We start from the raw sequence: 21254 nt of genomic DNA, 5'->3' as shown, positions 1-21254 counted from the left end.
GCCGCAGTTTTTACGCAAGTAGCACCAATTTGTTCGGGTCAAACGTTAGCTCCTTTGCCAACTACATCTGATAATGGTGTGACTGGAACTTGGTCGCCAGCAATGAATAATACTGCAACAACAACTTATACTTTTACTCCTACTGCTGGTCAATGTACTGTTAATCCTGCTACTATGACCATTGTGGTCAATCCGATTGTAGTTCCAACTTTTACTACTATTGCTCCGTTTTGTTCTGGTTCAGAAAGTCCTGTGCTTCCCACGATGTCAAATAATACAATTCTAGGAACTTGGAATCCCGCAATTGTTAGCAATCTTAATTCGAACACCTATACTTTTACACCAACAGCAGGTCAATGCGCGACAACAACAACTTTAGAGGTAACAATTATTCCACGAATAATTCCGTTGTTTGACCCAATTGCCGATGTCTGCTATGATTCAACAACGCCTAGCTTACCCCTAACTTCAACAAATGGAATTACTGGAACTTGGAATCCACCAACTGTTAGTAATACCATTTCTGCCATTTACACCTTTACTCCAACTGATGGAATTTGCGCAACTACGGCGACATTAACGATAAATATAAATGCAATCACACCATTATTTACTATCACTCCAATTTGTGCCAACGCAACTGCTCCTATTTTGCCATCAACCTCAACAAATGGAATTACTGGAACTTGGAATCCTGATACAATTAGCAATACAGCTTCGGCTACCTATATTTTCACACCCAATACAGGTCAATGTGCTACAACAACCACTTTGAACTTTACTGTAAATCAAAATGTTACTCCAACATTTACAGCCATTGCTCCAATTTGCTCGGGTTCAGTGAGCCCAATTTTGCCATTAACATCAAATAATGCAATTACAGGGAACTGGAATCCTTCAACAATAAGTAATACTCTATCTGGAACTTATACTTTTACCCCAACTGCAGGTCAATGTGCAACTGTTACAACTTTGAATGTTACTGTCAACCCTAATGTAACTCCAAATTTTGCACCAATAGCACCATTATGTTCGGGTGAAGTTAGTCCCGTTTTACCACTTACATCAACTAATGGCGTGACTGGAACTTGGAATCCTGCAACGGTTAGCAATACTTTATCTGGAAATTATATTTTTACGCCAAATGCAGGTCAATGTGCACCAACAGTGACTTTAAGTGCAGTTGTTTATCCATCTCCAACTTCTATAACCTTAAAAACAACCGATGTTATTAACGAACGACCTGAAGGGATTATTGAAATAACTGGTGTAACAAGTGGTTTAGCGCCATTTAAATACAGCATCAACAATAGTTCGTTTACAACAAATACAATCTATTCAAACCTGAATTCTGGCGATTATAACATCACAGTTTTAGATTGGAATGGTTGCGTAATTAGTAAAATGGTCACGATAAATTCTATTTGTTTGATTCCAAATGTAATTACACCAAATAATGATACTTATAATGACACTTTCGATCTTACAGGTTGTGAGGTTGTAAAACTCCAAATTTATAATAGATATGGTGTTGAAGTAAATGATTTTAGAAATTATTCAGACCAATGGGGTGGAAATAATAGAAAAGGAGAATCTCTTCCTGATGGTACTTATTTTTATGTAGCCGAAATAAAAAATGGAACTTCAAAATCTGGTTGGGTATTTATTACCCGATAAAATTAAAAAACGCCCAATATTGGGCGTTTTTTAATTTTATCGATTCATATTTTGCATTTCATCGATAAACGTATCTAAATCTACTTTTTTATCTACTAAAGCTAATGCTTTATTGACTATATAATTTACATTGGCTGTAGTAAATCCAAGGGCTATAGCAAATTTTCTTAACAGAATTTCTTGCTTATCGCCAAGATGATGATCGTGATGAACCACTCTGGCAATATTATATAAACTCTCCAATCTTTCGATGTGTAGATAAGGAGGATTTAATTCATATTTTAATGGGTTTTCTAGAATTTCTTTATACTCTTCATCAGAAATTTCTAATTTTACGGCAAGTTTATCTAAAAACTTTTTTTCGTCAGGATCAAATTTTCCATCAGCAAATAACACTCGAACTACTGCTGAAAAACGACCTTTCATTCTTCGTTTAAATTCGTTATCAAATAATTCTGCTATTGACATAATATTAAGTTTTAAAAGGTCTTATAAAGATACTACAAATTTCAATTTTATTAAAAATATTGAAAGAATTTTTCAAATAAACACAGAAATAAAATTGCAAAAAGAAAAGTTTATTATGATTTAAACCATTTTAAAAAGAACAAAAATTGTCTTTAATTCCATAGAAAATAGCTGTGAAATTTAAGAATTGTAATAAGACCGATTGTATTAAATTCTTTTATAAACCCTAACATAATCGATTAATGTAGTGCAAGGAAATACTGCTTGTGAAACAATAGCGCCACCATAGCTTTGATTGTCATTCCCGCCAACTCCTGCCGAGAGAATTAAATAAAACTTATGGTCAAAAGGCTTCCATTCTTCAAAATGATGTGAATATTCTGATTTAAATACTTTTTTGTTATTTACAGTTACAGTTGCATCGGCATCTTCACCATCTGCGGCATTGCCAAACATTGTTCCGTCGTTAAAATAGTTGATGTGATATATTTGTTCATCAACACTAAATTCAATACGATTATTGTACCAATCGATCCGGTATAAATGATACGCGCCACTTCCGGCAGATGGATTATTTGCTGTTGTTGGCCAATTTCCATATTCAGGATGAATGGCAGGAACTTGGTTTTCAGCATAAGAATAATAAGCGCCTTTATGTCCGTGGTTCCAACTTTGGTATTGATTATTTTCCCAAGACCAAGCATAATGCACACTTCCTAAATTGGCAAACGGAATGGCGCCAACATATTCCATTATATCAACCTCTCCTCCTTGTGGCCACATAATGTAATCTTTTCCTTCCGGTATTTCGGCAGGCATCATCCAAAAGGCAAAACCTTGTCCTTTAAATTGAACATCTCTAGCCCATATTCTAGCTTCTATTCGTGAGCCTGGCCCGCAGGAATATTTATCTTTTGTGTTAATTCTTCCGCTGGTATATTTTCTGTCAATGTAGGCTTCCTTGAGTGTTGTTATGGCTAGCGAGCCATCATTATCCGTGCCTGCAAGCATACTTACATTAGATGTCCTATCGGTGGCTCTATCTAATTGTCCTGTTCCAAAATCGCCGTTGACTCCCGTTCCAGTTTCATAATTCCATTTCGTTAACTCCAGTTGAGAGGTGTTAAACTCGTCATTCCAAATTAGTGTATAACCTACATAATTGGTTATAACAGAATTGGTTGGATTTGGCATAGTAACGGGAGTTGGAGGAATGACCGGCGTTGGATTAACTGGCAGTTGTTGAGTTGGTGAATTTTCGGAATTGGAGCAAGCAATTGAGAATGTTAAAAGGCAAAAAAAACTTATTATATATTTCATAACGAATAACATTTAGAAAAGAAAAAGATGATAACAAATATACGATAAATAGTAATAATCTATAAATAAAAATGGCACTATTATCTTAAATATCAAGAAATTAAGAAGCTTCATAATTATTTGATTTTTGTTAAATTTCCAATATTAATTGATACTATATTTTAAATAGTATTTTTTATAATTTGTTAATGGAATTCTTCTAAAATGTTAAATCCAAACAATAGTTTTCAAAATTAATTGTAAGTTTGACAACCCCTAATCATAATACTTATTTATAATGTCAGAATTTTGGAATTATTTCGAAAAAGGCTTGAGGCATATTCTAGACCTATCAGCTTATGACCACTTTTTATTCTTAATAGCATTGACAATTCCTTATGCCTTCAAAGATTGGAAAAGATTGCTACTTTTAGTTACCATTTTCACCATTGGTCACACAGTAGCGTTGCTGTTATCGGTTTTTGGTGTCGTGATTATTAAAGTCAATTTGGTCGAATTTTTAATTCCAATAACCATTCTAATCATCGCTTTTTTTAATCTTTTCACTGCCGGAAAATCTTCAAAACAAGAAAGTATTAGCGTTATTGGATTTGTAACTTTGTTTTTCGGAATCATACACGGATTGAGTTTTGCCGGGCATTTTAAGACCTTAGTTGGCGGTTCTCCTCAATCAAAATTATTGCCATTGTCTGAATATTCACTTGGAATTGAAACATCTCAAATAGTAGTAGTTTTTATTGTGTTGATACTTTCGTATATTGTCCAAACTTTCTTCCGATTTTCAAAACGCGATTGGACATTAGTGATGTCGTCTTTTGTAATTGGAGTTGTTTTGCCAATGATTATTCAAAGCGAAATTTGGAAGAGATAAATTAAAAATGGAAAAGAAAAAATTAAATAAATACGACAAAGCCTATCTTCGAATTGCTAAAGAATGGAGCCGCTTGTCCTATTGCAAACGCAAACAAGTGGGCGCCATAATCGTTCGAGATAAAATGATAATTTCCGACGGATATAACGGAACGCCTTCTGGGTTTGAAAATTGTTGCGAAGATGAAGCTGGACTAACCAATTGGTATGTGCTTCACGCTGAAGCCAACGCCATTCTAAAAGTGGCCAAATCTACCCAAACTTGCGAAGGAGCCACACTCTATATTACCCTTTCACCTTGCAAAGAATGTAGCAAATTAATACATCAATCTGGGATAAAAAGAGTGGTTTACCAACTAGGCTATAGAGATACTTCTGGTTTAGATTTTTTAGTAAAAGCTGGCGTAATCGTAGAACAAATTGAAATTTTAGATTAAAATGAAAATCAATCCTAAATACTTTCCAATTCTTATTTTTGGAGCACTTGCCTTTGGAATTCTTCTGGGCGGATGGCTCAACTTTCCGGAGCAAAATCAATTTTTGACCAAAAACAATTCAAAAAACAAACTCAACAAATTGCTTGATTTTATCGACAACGAATATGTCGATAAAGTAAACGCCGATTCGATTACCAATCGTGCCATCGACAATATTTTGGCACAACTAGACCCGCATTCGGTCTATATTCCGCCAAGCGAGCAAGCACAAGTTGCCGAAAGTATGCAAGGTGAGTTTGTCGGAATCGGAGTGAATTTTTATATGTACAAAGATTCTTTGGCCATCATAAAAACAATCGAAAATGGCCCTTCGGAAAAAGCGGGAATTCAATCGGGAGACCGAATTTTGTTTGCTGACAAAACAAAATTATTTGGACGAAAACTACCAACAGACAGTCTGTTTTCAAAACTTAAAGGAAAAGAAGGTTCCGAAATTCTTGTTACCGTTTATAGAAAATCCGAAAACAAAAAATTAGATATTAAAATTAAACGAGGTATTATCCCTATAAAAAGCGTTGATGCCGCCTTGCTATTGAACCCAACAACGGGATACATCAAAATCAATCGATTTGCCGAAAGCACTTTCAAGGAGTTCAAAACTGGTTTAACCAAATTAAAAGAAAAAGGAATAAAATCCCTTGTAATTGACCTTCGTGACAACGGTGGCGGCTACCTAGAGCAAGCTGTGGCTATTGCCGATGAGTTTCTAAAAGACAAACAATTAATTGTTTTTACAAAAGACAAAAACGGAACAACCAATAAAACTTTTGCAACTAAAACGGGTAGTTTCGAAAACGGAAAACTATTTATTTTAATCAACGAAAACAGCGCATCTGCGAGCGAAATATTAGCGGGAGCGATTCAGGACAATGACAGAGGAACCATTGTGGGACGCCGTTCTTTTGGCAAAGGATTGGTACAACGAGAAATGGATTTTGACGATGGTTCGGCCGTTCGATTGACCATTGCCAGATACTACACTCCAACGGGACGTTCGATACAAAAACCCTATACAAAGGGCTCCGAAGATTATTTGAAAGAATCGGAATCGCGTTTTAAAAGCGGAGAATTGTATCATAAAGACAGCATAAAAACACCCAATACACCCAAATTCAAAACGCCAAAAGGCAAAATCGTTTATGGAGGCGGCGGAATTGTTCCCGATGTTTTCGTTCCGCTTGAATTGGAACCAAGCAAAGAACACACAGCTTATTTATTGCAAACGGGAGTTCTAGGTCAATTTATTTTTGAACAATTGGATCACAACCGAAACGCTTTTAAAGGATTGACTTTCGAACAATTTAAAGTCAAAATGGAGGGAACGGATTCGTATTTCAACGCTTTTCAAAAACACCTTTTCAAGAATGGTATCAATATGAGTTTAGACAAAAACAAATCATTGGTAAAACGCTATTTGGCAGCAGAATTTGCCCGTCAATTATTCAATGAAGGTAAATTTTATGAAATTGTGTTGAAAGAGGATACGATGATTGATGCGGTTTTGAAATAGACTAATTCGAAATCGATTCAGATTTGATGTTAAATTTAAGAATGTAACGAGATTATATTAGAAAAAACATGAAAAAAATTATATTTTTATTGTTATTGACCACTTCATTTTTTGTGAGTGCGCAACAGCAATATGCTATCGAGAAAGACATACATTATTACCCCGATGCTATTAATAAAAGTGATAAATACATCGATTCTCAGTGTTCTTTGGATATTTATTATCCTAAAAAATCTAAAAACTTTGCCACAATTATTTGGTTTCATGGAGGCGGACTTTCTGGAGGGAATAAAGAAATTCCGAATGCTTTACTAGAAAAAGGTTTTGCCGTAATTGGGGTTGGCTACAGGCTTTCGCCAAAAGTAAAAGCGCCTGCATACATAGAAGATGCTGCTGCTGCAATTGCTTGGACTTTTCAACATATTGATAATTATGGTGGTAGATCCGATATGATTTTTTTGTCGGGACATTCCGCAGGAGGTTATTTAACAATGATGGTGGGGCTTGATAAAAAGTATTTGGCTAAACATGAAATTGATGCCAACAGCATTGCTGGAAATATTCCGTTTAGCGGACATACTATAACGCATTTTACCATTAGAAAAGAAATGGGGATGAACGAAATACAGCCTTTGATAGACGAATATGCACCACTTTATTTTGTTCGTCCAGATGCTCCGCCTTTGGTTCTTATTACTGGAGATCCCGAAATGGAATTGCTCGGACGTTATGAAGAAAACGCCTATATGTGGAGGATGATGAAACTAGCTGGACATAAACGCACCACAATATATAAACTTGAGGGTTTTAATCATGGAGCTATGGCTGAGCCCGCTTTTCCATTATTAATAAAAGAAGTTAATATAATAAAAAAGGAAATTTCAGAAAAAAAATAGGAGAATTAATAGAGGATAAATTTTCTTTTTCTACAGAATTACTTCTTAATACTATCATGAACTTGCGTTTGCATTCCTCCATTCCATAAAGTCAGAATATCGGTTGCAACAGCAGCCCCACTTCCTGCAGCAATGGCTACTTGGCTTCTCGAACCCGCTAATGTTCCGGTGACATAAATACCCTCCGCAACTTTGTGGTCGTTGTTTTTGAGTTGGATTCTTTGTTTTTCGGGAAGTGTTTTTTGATGTGGTTCTACGTAGTGCATCAAACCTTCGATGGCAAAAGTATTGGCAGCACCAATTCCCACAACAACCATTTTGGATTTATAAGTATTTGTATTGGTAGTAATTGTAAATTCAGGGGATTCGCCTTCAATTTTTAGAACTTTTTCATTTGGAATCTGAATAATATGAGGATACGTTTTTGATAAATGTTGGATACTTTCATACAATAAATCGGCTCCTAATTTGCCGGGAGGAATTCCGTAAGCATTGTTTATAATCGCTTCCTGAAGATTAGAATTTTTTTGATGGGCAATAACGCCAATGGCTTTTTCGGTAACAAAAGGTTTGTTTTTGGCAGAACCCAATACTAAAGCACAAGACATTCCTGAAACGCCTCCGCCTAGAATTAAAACATCAAACATTAGAATTTATCATTCATTTTTTCTTCAATGCTTTTTGACATTCTAAAAATCAATAGAATTAAAATAGCACAAAATGAAGCCGCAATTCCAATAAAAGCAATCATACTGTTGCCTTCGAGAGGATGTTCAAAGTCAAGCAAACTAATATTGAATATAATTAGCCCGATTGCCAAAACGACCAATATGTTAGTGAAAAGTTTCATATGTAGATATTATTTATTTTTTAAAGGAATATGGAATTGCTTCGCCAGTTCGTAAACTCGGGTCGCATATATTTTTGTCAATGTTTGCATCGCATTTGCGTTATGCTCATTTCATAAAAATAGTATTATGTAAAAATGATGGGTAAATTTATAAAAATTTAATTTACAGGAACAAATCTTTAACATTACCAGCAAATAATTTAACAGCAATTGCCAAAAGAACCACTCCAAAAGCCTTTCTTATCACTCCTAAACCATTTTTTCCCAACATTTTTTCGATTTTTGCCGATGATTTCAAAACGATATAAACTACAATAATATTCAAAACAATAGCAATGATAATATTTAGGGTTTGGTATTGCGCTTTCAATGACAATAAAGTAGTCATCGTTCCCGCTCCTGCAATTAACGGAAAAGCAATGGGTACTATGGATGCGGAACCTGCTTCTTCATCACGATAAATGCGAATGCCCAAAATCATTTCAAGTGCCAAAAAGAACAAGACAAAAGAACCTGCAACTGCAAATGAATGCACATCAATACCAATTAAATTTAATAATTCTTCTCCAACAAAAAGGAAAATAATCATAATCATTCCTGCAACTAGCGATGCTTTCTCAGATTCAATATGCCCGTGTTTTGTTCTCAAATCTACAACAATTGGAATAGTGCCCACAATATCAATCACAGCAAAAAGCACCATCCCGACAGCAATTATTTCTTTAAAATCTAATTCCATAATTCTTAACTTTATGGGGCAAAAGTAGTGTATTCTATGCGGTTAACTCATAAATGATGGTTAATTTTTGACAAAAGCACCGAGTATAGTTGTTGATTGGGTTAATTTAAAAACTAGAGGCTCAATGGAAGTCCAAATATTTTTAATCTAAAAACTAAAAATTTAACATCCGAAATTCAGAATTGCAAAGTATCTTTGCAAAATGTTTCAACTAGGAAAAACCATCGTATCGGAAGATATTCTCGAAAAAGAATTTGTTTGTAATTTATCCGCTTGCAAAGGCGCTTGTTGCGTCGATGGTGATGCTGGGGCGCCTCTAAACGAAGCCGAAACCAAGATTTTGGAGGAAATTTATCCAAAAGTAAAACCCTTTCTTCGCAAAGAAGGCATTGCAGCAATAGAAGCTCAAGGAGCTTGGACAAAAGGCACCGATGGCGATCTCGAAACCCCTTTAATTAATAATAAGGATTGCGCTTACGTCATTTATGATGGAAAAACGGCGCTTTGTGGAATCGAGCAAGCCTACAATCAAGGGGAAGTTAGTTTCAAAAAACCAGTTTCCTGTCATTTGTATCCTATTCGTGTGAAAGATTTCACTGAATTTTTCGCCGTGAATTATGATAAGTGGGAGATTTGCGATGATGCCTGTTCTTTAGGCAAAGAACTCGAAGTTCCAGTTTATAAATTTGTCAAAGAAGCCCTCATCCGAAGATTTGGCGAAGACTGGTATTTAGAACTCGAAAAAGTCGCCCAGGATCTGAAAAAATAATTTTTAAAAAATTATAATTCCCATATTTAGTATTTTTTTAAATCCTATATTCTACAGTGTCTTACGTTACATTTTACTTTTAAAATATTGGCTTTTAGCATATTATAATTTGTATGAAAAATATTCCAATCGCTTCTATTTGTTAAAAACTCATCCCGATTGTGAATAAGTTTGGCTTTTTATAACCGCAAGAATTCACAATCTTTGTAATCTACGAAAAGCATAAAAATTCGTTAAAATTTCAAAAAAAAATAAAAATAGCAATGTCAAAACTTGAACCAATCTTACAAGAAAACAAAAATCGATTCGTGATTTTCCCTATCAAACACCACGATATTTGGGAATTTTACAAAAAAACAGAAGCCAGTATTTGGACTGCCGAAGAAATTGATTTGGCTCAAGATTTAAACGATTGGAACAATAAATTAAGCGAAGACGAAAAGTATTTTGTAAAACATATTCTAGCATTTTTCGCCGCTTCTGACGGAATTGTAAACGAGAATTTAGCTCAAAATTTCGTAAACGAAGTACAATATGCCGAAGCTAAATTCTTCTACGGCTTCCAGATTATGATGGAAAACATTCATAGCGAAACCTACTCTCTTTTGATTGACACTTATGTGAAAGACGAAGCTGAGAAAGACGAATTATTCAATGCCATCGAAAGATTTCCAGCTATTCAGAAAAAAGCACAATGGGCTTTGAAATGGATCGAATCAGATTCGTTTGCCGAAAGATTAATTGCTTTTGCAGCCGTTGAAGGTATTTTCTTCTCAGGAAGTTTTTGCTCTATTTTTTGGTTAAAAAAACGTGGATTGATGCCAGGTTTAACCTTTTCGAATGAATTAATTTCTCGTGACGAAGGAGTTCACTGTGACTTCGCTGTGCATTTACACAACCATCACCTTAAAAACAAAGTGTCAAAAGCACGTATCCGAGAAATAATAGTGGATGCTTTGAACATAGAAAGAGAATTTATAACGGAGTCGATCCCAGTGAGTTTGATTGGGATGAACGCTGTCTTAATGACTCAATATTTAGAATTTGTTACCGACAGATTATTGGTAGAATTGGGTTGCAAAAGAGAATACAACACGGCAAACCCTTTTGATTTTATGGATATGATTTCACTTCAAGGAAAAACCAATTTCTTCGAAAAGAAAGTTGCCGAATATCAAAAATCAGGAGTGATGAATACTGATTCTGATGCTCAAAAAATTAGCTTCGACGCGGATTTTTGATGCTTTACAAATACAAACCATTAAGACTTAATGAAACTTAATGTCTTAATGGTTTAAATTATAGATTCTCAAATCTTAACTGTTTTTAGCCCCGATTGCAGTGGAAATCCTTTTGTTTTTTCCTTTAAAAAACAAAAGATTGTAACGTATAGCGGGATAAAGCTCCAGATAAAATTACCGGGATTAGCTTCCCAAAATTAATCACAAATACCCCGAAATAGAGAAGGGATTGTCTATTTCACAAAACTAAAAATTATGTACGTAGTAAAAAGAGATGGCCACAAAGAGCCAGTAATGTTTGACAAGATAACAGATAGAATTAAAAAACTATGCTACGGACTTAATGGTTTAGTAGAACCTGTAAAGGTGGCGATGCGAGTGATAGAAGGATTGTATGACGGAGTCTCGACATCTGAATTAGATAATCTAGCAGCCGAAACTGCAGCTTCGATGACGATTGCGCATCCTGATTATGCTCAACTTGCAGCTCGAATTGCAATTTCGAATTTACATTCCAATACCAAAAAATCTTTCTCGGAAACAATGAACGAAATGTTTCATTATGTAAATCCAAGAACGAATCTTGAAGCTCCATTACTATCCGAAGAAGTGCATAAAGTGATTATGGACAATGCTGAATTCTTGGATTCGCACATTATATACAATAGAGATTTTAACTACGATTATTTTGGTTTCAAAACTTTGGAACGATCCTATTTGTTGAGAATAAACGGAAAAATTGTGGAGCGTCCGCAACATATGTTAATGCGTGTTTCGGTTGGAATTCACTTGGGTGATTTGGAATCGGTGATTGAAACGTATGACTTAATGTCGAAAAAATTCTTTACACACGCCACGCCAACATTATTCAACGCAGGAACTCCAAAACCCCAAATGTCTTCTTGTTTCCTTCTGGCCATGCAAGACGACAGCATCGACGGAATTTATGATACACTGAAACAAACGGCCAAAATCTCACAATCTGCTGGTGGAGTTGGACTCTCTATTCATAATGTTCGTGCAACGGGTTCATATATTCGTGGTACAAACGGAACATCGAACGGAATTGTTCCGATGTTGAGAGTTTTTAATGATACGGCTCGTTATGTAGATCAAGGTGGTGGAAAACGCAAAGGAAGTTTTGCTATTTATATTGAAACTTGGCACGCTGATATTTTCGAATTTTTGGACTTGAAAAAGAATACTGGAAAAGAAGAAATGCGCGCCAGAGATTTGTTTTTTGCTATGTGGACATCGGATTTGTTTATGAAACGCGTACAAGAAGACACCTATTGGACGCTGATGTGCCCTAATGAATGTCCAGGTTTGTATGACGTTTACGGCGAAGAATTTGAAACGATGTACATAGATTATGAGACTCGTGGAAAAGGTCGTAAAACCATCAAAGCGCGTGAATTGTGGGAAAAAATTCTGGAATCTCAAATCGAGACGGGAACACCTTATATGTTGTATAAAGATGCAGCAAACAGAAAATCGAACCAAAAAAATCTTGGAACCATCCGTTCATCGAATTTGTGTACCGAGATTATGGAATTTACATCAAAGGATGAAATTGCGGTATGTAATCTTGCTTCTATTTCGTTACCAATGTTTGTTGACAATGGAAAATTTGATCACGAATTACTATACACAGTTACGAAACGAGTGACTCGTAATTTGAACAAAGTAATAGATAGAAATTTTTATCCAGTTGTTGAAGCTGAAAACTCAAATTTACGTCATCGCCCTATTGGCCTTGGTGTTCAGGGTCTTGCCGATGCCTTTATTATGTTGCGTTTACCTTTTACTAGTGACGAAGCAAAAAAATTAAACCAAGAAATTTTCGAAACATTATACTTTGCCGCAGTTACTGCTTCAATGGAAATGGCAATAGAAGAAGGACCTTATTCTACTTTTGAAGGCTCTCCAATTTCACAAGGTGAATTCCAACACAATCTTTGGGGAATGAAAGACGAGGAGCTTTCAGGACGTTGGGATTGGGCATCTTTGAGAAAAGAAGTAATGAAAAACGGAGTTAGAAATTCACTTTTGGTGGCGCCAATGCCAACAGCTTCGACTTCACAAATTTTAGGGAATAATGAAGCTTTCGAACCGTATACTTCCAACATCTATACCAGAAGAGTTTTATCAGGAGAATTTATTGTAGTCAACAAACATTTATTGAATGACTTGGTAGAACGTGGTCTTTGGAACGAAACCTTGAAGCAAGAATTAATGCGAAACAACGGTTCAGTTCAAAATCTTGAAATTCCACAGGATTTGAAAGAGTTATATAAAACAGTTTGGGAACTGTCTATGAAAGACATTATCGATATGTCTCGTCAAAGAGGGTATTTTGTAGATCAATCGCAATCCTTGAACTTGTTTATGCAAGATGCAAATTATTCTAAATTGACTTCAATGCACTTTTATGCTTGGCAGTCGGGTTTGAAAACTGGAATGTATTATTTGAGAACAAAAGCAGCAGTTGATGCAATTAAATTTACTTTGAATAATGACAAAAAAGCGGAGCCATTAGAAGTTAAAGAGCCATCCGCAGAACAGGTACTACAACCTATTGCTGTTTTAAACGATGCTGTTGAAATGTCAGCCGAAGAATACAGAGCAATGATCGAATTGGCAAAAAATGCCGGACCGGAAGATTGCGAAATGTGTGGTTCATAATCAATTTGACAATAATCCATAAAATTAAAAAATCACCATTTTGTTGACGTCAACAATATGGTGATTTTTTAATTTTTGATAACACAACCCCTAATAAATTTAAAATTTACTAGGGTTTTTCAGTTATGAAATAGGTATTAAACCGTTGCAATATTCTCGACAGCCACCCTCATTTCTTTTGCAGCAGCGACCATTTCGATTAATGCTTTTTTAGTTTCGTCCCAATGTCTGGTTTTCAATCCACAATCAGGATTCACCCAAAGTTGATCTGCAGGAACTACAGCAGCAGCTTTTTCTAATAAATGGACCATTTCATTTCGTGATGGAACTCGTGGCGAGTGAATGTCATAAACTCCTGGTCCGATTTCATTCGGGTATTTAAAATCAGCAAAAACATCCAATAATTCCATTTGCGAACGCGAACATTCGATAGTGATAACATCGGCATCCATATCGGCAATATTTTGGATAATGTCATTGAATTCACTGTAACACATATGCGTATGAATTTGGGTGTCATCTTTTACACCAGAAGCTGAAATTCGAAAGGCTTTTATTGCCCAATCTAAATAGTTTGCCCATTCCTCTTTACGCAAGGGTAATCCTTCACGAATGGCAGGTTCGTCAATTTGGATGATTTTGATTCCTGCTTTTTCTAAATCGACTACTTCGTCACGTATCGCCAAAGCAATTTGCGTGCAGGTTTCAGAACGCGATTGATCGTTACGAACAAAAGACCATTGCAAAATAGTAACTGGACCAGTCAACATTCCTTTTACCCATTTTTGCGTAAGCGATTGTGCAAATTCAGCCCATTTTACCGTCATTGGATTGGGACGGGAAACATCACCATAAATAACTGGAGGTTTCACACAACGGCTACCATAACTCTGCACCCAACCATTTTTGGTAAACGTAAATCCGTCCAATTGTTCCCCGAAATATTCCACCATATCGTTGCGTTCAAATTCTCCGTGAACTAAGACATCGATTCCGGTTTCTTCCTGAAAACGGATGGTTTCTTCGGTTTCTTTTTGAAGTAAATCGTCGTATTGTTGTTGACTCAATTCGCCTTTTTTGAACTTGGCTCTCCAACTTCTTACTTCGGTAGTTTGTGGAAAAGAACCGATTGTTGTCGTTGGAAACAAAGGAAGATTCAGGGCGTCAATTTGACTTTTTCTTCTTGTAGCAAAAGTGTTTTGTCTTTCGTAATCGCCAGTGGTAATGCTCGCAACTCTATTTTTTACACTATCGTTATGGATTAATTTTGAAGTTTTACGGTTATCATTGGCAATAGTATTTTGTTGAAATGAAACCGAATCCACCAGACTTACTTCGTCTAAAGCAAAGTTTTGAAGCAATACGATTTCTTCAATTTTTTGTTTGGAAAAAGCTAACCATTGCTTGATTTCTGGCGTCAAGTTATCATCATTGATTTCTAAATCCAAGTCGCACGGACTGTGAATAAGCGAACAAGACGGAGCAATAAAAATTCGGTTTTTACCAATTGCATTGGTTGCTTTCTCTATTAAAGCCAAAGATTTTTTGAAATCATTTTTCCAGATGTTTCTTCCGTCAACTACTCCAAGAGAAAGATTCACATTACTCGCCAATTTCCCTGATTCTAAAATATCATTCAATTGCGAAGAACAACTTACCAAATCTAAATGCAAAGTATCAACTGGCAAAGCTAAAACAGTGTCTAGATTTTCGCCAAAGCAATCAAAATAATTGGTCAAAATAATTTTTAGAGAAGGGAAGTTTTTGTTGATTTCGTTGTACGCAAAGGTAATTGCATTGCGTTCTTTATCGGTTAGGTTCAAGGCCAAAAAAGGTTCGTCTAGCTGAATGTATTCCGCTCCTTCTTTTTCTAATTCATTAAAAATTTCGAAATAGACAGGCAATACTTTTTCGATTAAATCAATTCTATGAAAACCCGCTTCTTTTTCTTTTCCGAGTAATAAATAAGATACAGGGCTAATAAGTACGGGCTTTGTAGTGATTCCTATTTTTTTAGATTCTACAAATTCATCGATGATTTTGGTTGAAAACAATTCGAATTTTTGATTTTTTGTAAATTCTGGAACGATATAATGGTAGTTGGTATCAAACCATTTCGTCATTTCCATAGCCACAACGTCTTGTTCTTCTTTTTGTGAACCTCTTGCCATTGCAAAATACAAATCCAAAGCGGAGTTTGTCTTGGCAATTTCACTATATCTTTTGGGGATAGCTCCCAATGTAAGGCTTAGATCCAAAACCTGGTCGTAGAACGAAAAGTCATTGGAAGGAATTAAATCGATTCCTGTTTTGGCTTGCAATTGCCAGTTTGCTGCACGAATGTTTTTTCCGACCGTAAGCAATTCATCTGTAGTAATTATTCCAGCCCAGTATAATTCACTCGCTCTTTTAAGTTCTCTGTTGCTGCCAATTCTTGGGTAGCCCAAATTATTTGTTTTCATATTTTTTTGAAGTATTTTTTACTATACAAAGGTATTGTAATGGGTTTTTAAACTTTAATTTGCATTATAACTAAGTAAAATGATGTGTGTTTTGTAAATTTTACAGTAATTTGTATGGAATAAAACTTTGCAATTGAATTCAAACAGTAAAAAAAACTATGGAAAACTTAGACAACATCGATTTGCAGATCTTAAAACAGCTGCAAGAGAACTCCAATATCAACACAAAAGAGCTAGCAAGTAAATTATTCTTGACGGTTACACCAGTTTATGAGCGCATCAAAAGACTGGAACGCGATGGTTATATTATGAAGTATGTCGCTTTATTAGACAAGAAAAAATTGAATCTTGGGATGACTGTTTTTTGTAATGTCCGACTAAAAGAACACGCTAAAAATGTGGGAAGCAATTTTGTAAAAGACATCGTGGCACTTCAAGAAATCATCGAATGCTACAATATTGCGGGCGATTATGATTTTATGCTGAAGATTTTGGTCGAAGACATGTCTAGTTATCAGGATTTTGTAATGAATAAATTATCCACCATCGAAAATATTGGAAATACACACAGTGTTTTTGTAATGGGAGAAATCAAGAATAGTACAGCATTGTCAATTTGATATGATTTTAATTTATTGTTTGTAAACAACCCATAAAAGCTAGACCAGAAGATTGTGAAATGTGTGGTTCATAATTTCGAAAAATAATCTTACTTTTGAAACAGTTATCATTTTGGTCACTGTTTTTTTTTTGCAATTAAATGGAAACTAAATTCACGATACCCAATTATATTCTAGCCCAAAAACTACTCGCGCTTTGAACTTTGCGATAGATATAGTTTTTATGAATATTATCAACTCTATACTTTATTTTATAGCAGCATTTATTGCGTTTGATGCGTATAGTTCTTTATTAGATTGGTTAAATTCATTTGATAAAGCCCAAAATTTTTTATTTTGGACAATACTAATGTTTTTATATTATGCTACATTCGAAATAGTATTTGCCAGAACTATATCTAAATATTTCACAAAAACAATAGTTGTTAGGATTGACGGTTCAAAACCTAAACCAATCGATATTTTAGGAAGGACGTTGGTAAGAATAATTCCTTTTGAATATTTTACTTTTTTTAGAGGACGAAAACTGGGTTGGCACGATGAACTTTCTAAAACTTTTGTGGTTGTAAAATCTAAACTAGAAAACAGTAAAAAGGAGTTTTTAGAGCTTCAAAATTTTTAAATTGATTGATTTATTAATTGTATTGGATTACAAAAACATCAATTCTTAAAAAAAAGGTGGTGCTGTTTGATTTTCTTTTATTTAATCTCTAGCCAGGAAAGATTGGGTAATAAAAATCACTTTGCGCCCCTTAAACTCGATTCTCTTACTATAATACTCGTCTCCAATTCGATTGTTCTCGGGTGGAACACTTTTCCTTCCTTATGGCAAATCATCTCTTCGAGTAATAAAGAAAAAGCAGCAACTCCCATTTCATAACTTGGTTGATCTACAGTGCTTAATTTTGGCGTTATTACTTGCGCCATAAACCAATTACTAAAACCAATAACAGCAATTTGATCAGGTACTTGAATGCCTTTCTCATTAAAATAAGCTAAAACTCCAACGGCCACTAAATATGTAACGGCAAAAATACCATCAACATCTGGATGATCGTTTACAATTTGTTTTGCGAATTCTAATCCTTCATCAAAAGTTACATTTTCACAAGTGTAAACCAATTTAGAATCGAAAAGTATTCCGTTTTTTTCAAGTGTTTTTTTATATCCAAGAAAACGATCAATTGCATTTTGCGGATTTTCAGGACCTCTTATATGGGCAATTTTTTTGCATCCAATATCTATCAAATGTTGCACTGCTTCAGAGGCAGCTTTTTGATCATTGATAATTACTTTTGAACTTGGTATTAACTTTGAAATCTTATCAAAGTGCTACAAGGTCAAAAAACCAGTGATAAAATATATCATTTATTTAGAATTTATATAGAATTCTAATCCCAACACTTTAATATAATTCTTGACTTTTTAGTAAATAACCATCCTAATATTGAAAACTAATTTATAAAATAACAAGTTTTATTGTACTTTTTTTTTATTAAAATATACCTAAAAGTAGGTATTGTATGTTTAAAAAAAACAATCTTTCTTTGAAAGCAAGCAAATTTATTTGTAAAAAGAAAAAAATAAGCATATATGAAAAAAAAAATACTAACCGCCTTCTTATTATTTTTAACAATCGCTACTTTAAGTGCGCAGTCAAAAGTAAAAAAAGGAACTACCTACAAAAAAACCGTTAAAAAAACCTTGGTGAAAACCGAAATTAAAGAAGAGCCTGAATTTATAGATGCTCCAATTATAGAGGAAGCACCTGAATCAAATCCGTTAAAAATCAAGTATAGAAGAAGTTCTTTATACACTGTTATGATTGAAACACCAAACATACCTTTTGCCGATTCGATAAAAAAATACTTTATAACAAGCAAAATTCCAGACAAATTTAACAACCATAATTTAGACAAAAGAGTTTTAGAAAACTTGCCAGGCAGCATCCCCGCCTCACCCCCTGCTCAATATTCTGGCAACGCCGCTTTATTTAGAATGGCATCTTCAAGTTCAAACACAGCCCTTTTATTGAATACCACATCGTCACCATACCTAAAAGAATATCAAGCCGAAAGAAAAAAACTTACAGATGAAGCAAAGGAAATTGGAGTTACTAAAAAAAATAAAATAACAGAATACATAGACAAAAGATTACAATTTGATAGCCAAAGATATCAAAAGGAACTTGTAGACCTTATGCCTCAAGAACTTAAAGACCAGATTAAAGAAACCCAAAAAGGCACAAATGACATTGCAAGAGAATTAGTTGCAAAATGGTTCGGCCGCTCGCCAAAAGGAGGATTCAATATGAATCTGATTAAATCAAGAGGAAATTATGATGCCTCAGTACTTGACATCGCAAAAGCTAGAGCAAGTAAAAGAGGTATAACTATGCTGGGCGACGCAGGTGAAGATTTAATTAAAAACACTTTTGTGTTAATAAACGAATTCAAATATACTGATAAAGAAGTAATAGCTAAAAAAACTAACAAATGGCTAAATATTGCCGCAACTGCAGCAAGTTACGCAGGTGTTCCTCAAGCCAATACAATTGCCACAGTAGCAACAGCTCTCTCGGTGGGCGTAACTATTGCTGGCAAAGGTTATATTGTTAAAACAAAAGCGCATTTGTATCGATTGGATTGGAATGAAGAGGTCTCTACAAAATTCTATAACGACTTTTGGGCAACAGACAAAAGTATAACTCCCGAAATGAAAAAAGCGTTTGATGAAACTGATATTTTTAATCTTGTTTATATAGGTTCTGACGATTCGTGGGCAGATGTACAATCTTCAATTTTTACCAATAAAACAGATCTAAAATTAGTTGAAAGAGCCACATTGAAAGCAATGGATGCAGTAGTTGTAAAACTTCAAAAAAATCACGATGAATTCAAAACGAAAACACCAATATATACAAATGAGCCACTCACTGCAAAAATTGGATTAAAAGAAGGATTGAATGAAAAATCTGTTTTTGATGTGTTAGAACAGCAAATCGATGAAAATGGAATCCCAAAATATGTTAACGTAGGTGTATTAAAAGTAGATACTGCATTTCCAATTTGGGACAATCGTTATGGTGCCGATGTTGAAAATCCAATTACAACAACTGACAAAACATACTTTAAAAAAGTTAGTGGTAAAGATTTTTACCCAGGAATGCTCTTGGTTCAAAAAAAAGGAAAATAACACCATAAAGACGTATGGACTTTTCTTTATTCATTTTAAAATCTATATAAAACAAGTAATGTAAATGCATTATTATATGGCTAATTTTTTCTTTAAAATATTAACAATATAAATATTATAAAAAAATCAAAACAACTAAATATTAACAATCAAAATAAAATTAAATGAAAAAAATTATCTTAAGCTTAATAGCAATTACGTTCTTCACGGCACTCTACGCACAAGAGAACAAAGAAAAATCTGTGAAATACCGCAGAAGCTCCCTATACACAGTTATGGTCGATGCACCAAATTTACCGTATGCCGATTCTATAAAGAAATTCTTCATTAACAGTACAATTCCTGAAAAATTTAACGACCATAATTTAGGAAATCGAGTTTTTACAAATTTTACTTCACCAACAAACGCAGATCCCATAAAAGGGAACGAATTGCTATTAAAGCGTGTTGGAACAATTACTTCACCAACAAACGCAAATTCCATAACAGACAACGAAATTCTATTAAAAAGTATTGCAAAAGAAGCAGTTTCCAAATGGTTCAATCGTTCGGAAAAAGGAGGATTTAATATGGAACTAATCAGATCTAGAGGCAGCTATGATGCCTCTGTACTAGACATAGCTACAGCAAAAGCAAGCAAAAGAGGTCTAGACATGTTGGCTGATGCAGGTGAAGAATTAATCAAAAACACATTTGTATTGGTTAATGAATTTAAATATACCTCAAAAGAAGAAATTGCTAAAAAAGCCAGCGGATGGTTAAATGCACTTGGGACAATTGGTGATTATGCCGGAATTTCCAATGCTTCTTTAATCACAAATGCAGTTGCAGTAGGAGTAACTGTTGCCGGAAAAGGTTATATCGTTAAAACAAATGCGCATTTATACCGATTGGATTGGAATGAAGAAGTAGCAACAAAATTCTATAATGAATATTGGGCTGAAGACAACACCATCACAAATGAAAAGAAACAAGCTTTTGACGATTCAGATATTTTTAAATTAGTATATGTAGGTTCTGACAACTCATGGGCAGATGTACAATCCTCTATTTTTACCAATAAAAGAGAAGAAGAATTAGTACAAAGAGCAACGATAAAAGCGGTTGATGCAGTTATTATAGAACTTCAAAAAAATCATGAGGAATTCAAAACAAAAACCCCTCTTTATACAGGTGAACCAATCACAGCAAAAATTGGAACAAAAGAAGGTGTAACCAACAAATCTAAATTTGAAGTTTTAGAACAACAAATTAGCGAAAATGGCAAAACTAGTTATGCAGTAGTCGGCTCCGTAAAAGTTGACGAAAATTTTCCTATTTGGGATAATCGTTTCGGAGCAGAAGAAGAAAATCCTAATAGTAAAATAGATAGAACATATTTCAAAAAAGTAAGTGGAAAAGAATTCTACCCAGGAATGTTAATTGTACAGAAAAAAGGAAAATAAAAACCAAAAA

At 34.6% G+C, this 21254-nt stretch carries 19 protein-coding genes; 12 read left to right on the top strand and 7 right to left on the bottom strand.

Translation table 11 applies throughout. The features are described from left to right. Positions 1–1677: gliding motility-associated C-terminal domain-containing protein (locus FNW17_RS02505; RefSeq protein WP_144070786.1), on the top strand; the 1677-nt coding region annotated here is incomplete at its 5' end. Between the two features lie 36 nt (positions 1678–1713). On the opposite strand, the gene FNW17_RS02500 is transcribed toward FNW17_RS02505, so the two are convergent. Together FNW17_RS02500 and FNW17_RS02495 are read right to left on the bottom strand one after the other, a co-directional pair. Beyond that, positions 1714–2145, bottom strand: coding sequence for a tellurite resistance TerB family protein (locus tag FNW17_RS02500; protein ID WP_144070785.1), 432 nt, complete (start codon positions 2143–2145; stop codon positions 1714–1716). Between the two features lie 207 nt (positions 2146–2352). Beyond that, the gene (locus tag FNW17_RS02495; protein WP_218043852.1) at positions 2353–3465 is read right to left on the bottom strand and encodes a glycoside hydrolase family 16 protein; all 1113 of its coding nucleotides are present in this window, start codon (positions 3463–3465) and stop codon (positions 2353–2355) included. Positions 3466–3742: 277 nt separating this feature from the next. On the opposite strand from FNW17_RS02495, the gene FNW17_RS02490 reads away from it, so the two are divergent. From FNW17_RS02490 to FNW17_RS02475, 4 genes are all read left to right on the top strand, one after another. Next, on the top strand, positions 3743–4336 hold the full coding sequence (locus FNW17_RS02490) for a HupE/UreJ family protein (RefSeq protein WP_143390884.1): 594 nt from the start codon (positions 3743–3745) through the stop codon (positions 4334–4336). 7 nt (positions 4337–4343) lie between these two features. Then, positions 4344–4772, top strand: a complete 429-nt coding sequence (locus FNW17_RS02485; RefSeq protein ID WP_143390883.1) for a deoxycytidylate deaminase — start codon at positions 4344–4346, stop codon at positions 4770–4772. 1 nt (position 4773) lies between these two features. Next, on the top strand, positions 4774–6342 hold the full coding sequence (locus FNW17_RS02480; RefSeq protein WP_143390882.1) for a S41 family peptidase: 1569 nt from the start codon (positions 4774–4776) through the stop codon (positions 6340–6342). Positions 6343–6410: 68 nt separating this feature from the next. After that, positions 6411–7238, top strand: coding sequence for an alpha/beta hydrolase (locus FNW17_RS02475; RefSeq protein ID WP_143390881.1), 828 nt, complete (start codon positions 6411–6413; stop codon positions 7236–7238). Between the two features lie 38 nt (positions 7239–7276). Here FNW17_RS02475 and FNW17_RS02470 read toward each other — a convergent pair whose 3' ends face one another. The 3 genes from FNW17_RS02470 to FNW17_RS02460 all read right to left on the bottom strand — a co-directional run bounded on the left by FNW17_RS02470 (position 7277) and on the right by FNW17_RS02460 (position 8830). Further along, positions 7277–7885, bottom strand: a complete 609-nt coding sequence (locus FNW17_RS02470) for an FAD-dependent oxidoreductase (protein WP_143390880.1) — start codon at positions 7883–7885, stop codon at positions 7277–7279. Further along, complete coding sequence (locus tag FNW17_RS02465) at positions 7885–8088, bottom strand: hypothetical protein (protein ID WP_143390879.1); 204 nt, start codon at positions 8086–8088, stop codon at positions 7885–7887. Before FNW17_RS02465 ends, FNW17_RS02470 begins: the two co-directional genes overlap by 1 nt. A gap of 163 nt (positions 8089–8251) precedes the next feature. Continuing rightward, complete coding sequence (locus FNW17_RS02460) at positions 8252–8830, bottom strand: MarC family protein (RefSeq protein ID WP_143390878.1); 579 nt, start codon at positions 8828–8830, stop codon at positions 8252–8254. 199 nt (positions 8831–9029) lie between these two features. On the opposite strand from FNW17_RS02460, the gene FNW17_RS02455 reads away from it, so the two are divergent. From FNW17_RS02455 to FNW17_RS02445, 3 genes are all read left to right on the top strand, one after another. Beyond that, on the top strand, positions 9030–9596 hold the full coding sequence (locus tag FNW17_RS02455) for a DUF3109 family protein (protein ID WP_143390877.1): 567 nt from the start codon (positions 9030–9032) through the stop codon (positions 9594–9596). Between the two features lie 263 nt (positions 9597–9859). Beyond that, positions 9860–10837 (top strand): ribonucleotide-diphosphate reductase subunit beta, encoded by a 978-nt coding sequence (locus tag FNW17_RS02450; RefSeq protein ID WP_143390876.1) that lies wholly within the window; start codon positions 9860–9862, stop codon positions 10835–10837. 255 nt (positions 10838–11092) lie between these two features. Beyond that, the gene (locus FNW17_RS02445) at positions 11093–13522 is read left to right on the top strand and encodes a ribonucleoside-diphosphate reductase subunit alpha (RefSeq protein ID WP_144070783.1); all 2430 of its coding nucleotides are present in this window, start codon (positions 11093–11095) and stop codon (positions 13520–13522) included. A gap of 137 nt (positions 13523–13659) precedes the next feature. On the opposite strand, the gene metE is transcribed toward FNW17_RS02445, so the two are convergent. Beyond that, entirely contained in the window at positions 13660–15984 is a 2325-nt protein-coding gene (metE, locus tag FNW17_RS02440; protein ID WP_143390874.1) for a 5-methyltetrahydropteroyltriglutamate--homocysteine S-methyltransferase, read from the bottom strand. 158 nt (positions 15985–16142) lie between these two features. Between metE and FNW17_RS02435 the strand changes: the two genes are divergently transcribed. Both FNW17_RS02435 and FNW17_RS02430 read left to right on the top strand, forming a co-directional pair. Then, positions 16143–16604, top strand: a complete 462-nt coding sequence (locus tag FNW17_RS02435; RefSeq protein WP_143390873.1) for an Lrp/AsnC family transcriptional regulator — start codon at positions 16143–16145, stop codon at positions 16602–16604. 196 nt (positions 16605–16800) lie between these two features. After that, a complete protein-coding gene (locus FNW17_RS02430) occupies positions 16801–17226 on the top strand; it encodes an RDD family protein (RefSeq protein ID WP_262710826.1) in 426 nt (141 codons plus the stop codon). Positions 17227–17342: 116 nt separating this feature from the next. Here FNW17_RS02430 and FNW17_RS02425 read toward each other — a convergent pair whose 3' ends face one another. Next, a complete protein-coding gene (locus FNW17_RS02425) occupies positions 17343–17891 on the bottom strand; it encodes a LacI family DNA-binding transcriptional regulator (RefSeq protein ID WP_262710829.1) in 549 nt (182 codons plus the stop codon). 306 nt (positions 17892–18197) lie between these two features. On the opposite strand from FNW17_RS02425, the gene FNW17_RS02420 reads away from it, so the two are divergent. Further along, positions 18198–19799 (top strand): hypothetical protein, encoded by a 1602-nt coding sequence (locus FNW17_RS02420; protein WP_144070781.1) that lies wholly within the window; start codon positions 18198–18200, stop codon positions 19797–19799. Positions 19800–19963: 164 nt separating this feature from the next. Beyond that, positions 19964–21244: a hypothetical protein gene (locus FNW17_RS02415; RefSeq protein WP_144070780.1), complete on the top strand. Its 1281-nt coding sequence runs from the start codon at positions 19964–19966 to the stop codon at positions 21242–21244. Positions 21245–21254 lie beyond the last annotated feature (10 nt).

Origin of the sequence: Flavobacterium franklandianum (genome assembly GCF_007097365.1) — a bacterium.
GTDB lineage: Bacteria > Bacteroidota > Bacteroidia > Flavobacteriales > Flavobacteriaceae > Flavobacterium > Flavobacterium franklandianum.
Note: the sequence above shows the minus strand (reverse complement) of the source record. Positions and strands in the feature narration are given on the sequence as shown.

Bases quoted from the DNA above. Each gene is read 5' to 3' on its own strand.
- FNW17_RS02455 (WP_143390877.1), top strand. From the start codon at position 9,030: ATGTTTCAACTAGGAAAAACCATCGTATCGGAAGATATTCTCGAAAAA.
- FNW17_RS02415 (WP_144070780.1), top strand. From the start codon at position 19,964: ATGAAAAAAATTATCTTAAGCTTAATAGCAATTACGTTCTTCACGGCA.
- FNW17_RS02420 (WP_144070781.1), top strand. From the start codon at position 18,198: ATGAAAAAAAAAATACTAACCGCCTTCTTATTATTTTTAACAATCGCT.
- FNW17_RS02480 (WP_143390882.1), top strand. From the start codon at position 4,774: ATGAAAATCAATCCTAAATACTTTCCAATTCTTATTTTTGGAGCACTT.
- FNW17_RS02500 (WP_144070785.1), bottom strand. From the start codon at position 2,145: ATGTCAATAGCAGAATTATTTGATAACGAATTTAAACGAAGAATGAAA.
- FNW17_RS02495 (WP_218043852.1), bottom strand. From the start codon at position 3,465: ATGAAATATATAATAAGTTTTTTTTGCCTTTTAACATTCTCAATTGCT.
- FNW17_RS02485 (WP_143390883.1), top strand. From the start codon at position 4,344: ATGGAAAAGAAAAAATTAAATAAATACGACAAAGCCTATCTTCGAATT.
- FNW17_RS02450 (WP_143390876.1), top strand. From the start codon at position 9,860: ATGTCAAAACTTGAACCAATCTTACAAGAAAACAAAAATCGATTCGTG.
- FNW17_RS02470 (WP_143390880.1), bottom strand. From the start codon at position 7,885: ATGTTTGATGTTTTAATTCTAGGCGGAGGCGTTTCAGGAATGTCTTGT.
- FNW17_RS02445 (WP_144070783.1), top strand. From the start codon at position 11,093: ATGTACGTAGTAAAAAGAGATGGCCACAAAGAGCCAGTAATGTTTGAC.
- FNW17_RS02475 (WP_143390881.1), top strand. From the start codon at position 6,411: ATGAAAAAAATTATATTTTTATTGTTATTGACCACTTCATTTTTTGTG.
- metE (WP_143390874.1), bottom strand. From the start codon at position 15,984: ATGAAAACAAATAATTTGGGCTACCCAAGAATTGGCAGCAACAGAGAA.
- FNW17_RS02435 (WP_143390873.1), top strand. From the start codon at position 16,143: ATGGAAAACTTAGACAACATCGATTTGCAGATCTTAAAACAGCTGCAA.
- FNW17_RS02490 (WP_143390884.1), top strand. From the start codon at position 3,743: ATGTCAGAATTTTGGAATTATTTCGAAAAAGGCTTGAGGCATATTCTA.
- FNW17_RS02465 (WP_143390879.1), bottom strand. From the start codon at position 8,088: ATGAAACTTTTCACTAACATATTGGTCGTTTTGGCAATCGGGCTAATT.